The organism is Arthrobacter sp. GAS37, from assembly GCF_044908325.1.
Lineage (GTDB): Bacteria > Actinomycetota > Actinomycetes > Actinomycetales > Micrococcaceae > Arthrobacter > Arthrobacter ramosus.
On sequence record NZ_JBIYDB010000095.1, the window covers coordinates 1 to 1,005 of the forward strand.

Annotated in this window: 1 protein-coding gene; it reads right to left on the reverse strand. The window is 67.2% G+C overall.

What is annotated here, in order from left to right:
* A partial coding sequence (locus tag ABH924_RS24825) for a polysaccharide deacetylase family protein (RefSeq protein ID WP_404503200.1) occupies positions 1–1,005 on the reverse strand: 1,005 nt, incomplete at both ends.

Here is a 1,005-nt window from a genome sequence, read left to right on the forward strand (position 1 = left end):
GGCGGGCAGGAGTTTCGCGTCCCCTGACGACCGGCCGGTCAGGGTGAGCTGCTCGGCGTTCGTGCCGGTGTGGCCGGGGGAGACAACGGCGAAGGCGGGGGTGTTGGTGCCGTACCCGCCGGCGGCCCAGCACTGCGGGATCGTGTTGACCAGGGTTTCCAGGCCGGGGTTTTGGATCATGTTCGTTCCCGGAGGGGGCGGCGGAGGAACGGCTGGGCCCTGGACTGCGGGCTGCTGCGTGCCGCCGATGACCTGGTCCACGGTCTTCACGGCGACGGTACCGGCCGCCTTTTGCTGGGCCAGCCAGGTGGCGAACTGGTTGAACAGGGTGGGGGTGATCGTCAGCGTGGGGTCCGTGCCGACGGCGATGTGGTGGAAGGTCAGTTGGACCCACCCGCCGCCGGTTGTTTGGGCGTGGGTCACCTGGTTCTCCAGATTCTGCAGGGTCCAGGTGCTGTCCACCTCATCCGGTGCCGCAGTTACGTAGGGATTGGCGGGCGGGATGGTGTCTGCCGCGGGAAGCGTCGCCGAGGCCGGGTCCTTGCTGGCAGTGTCGCCCAGGCCGCGGGCACTGTTGAAGCCGCACTTTTTCACCAGGGCCTCGGTGGCCGGGTCTTCGGAAGCGAAGGGGTAGGCGAAACTGGTGACTTTGAAGCCCATGTTCATCAGCGCCACGCGCCCGTTACAGATCTGTCGCGTCGACTCGGCCGCGGTCAGGGACACCAGGTCCGGGTGGGTCACGGTGTGGCCGCCGATCTCGTTGCCGTCGGCGGCGATCTGCTGCAGGTTGGCTGTAGTGAGGTAGGTGGGCTGGTCGATCCACCCGGTGGTGATGAAAAACGTGCCGACCAGGCCCAGTCTCTTTATCGTGGCTTCGGCCGTCAATTGGTCCGCGTTGCCGTCATCGAAGGTCAGCGACACCACCGTGTTCGCCGCTGCATGCGCCGGTGCGGCCAACCCCACCCCGGCCAGCAGGCCGGCAACAATCAGCGCCGTGCTGCCAAA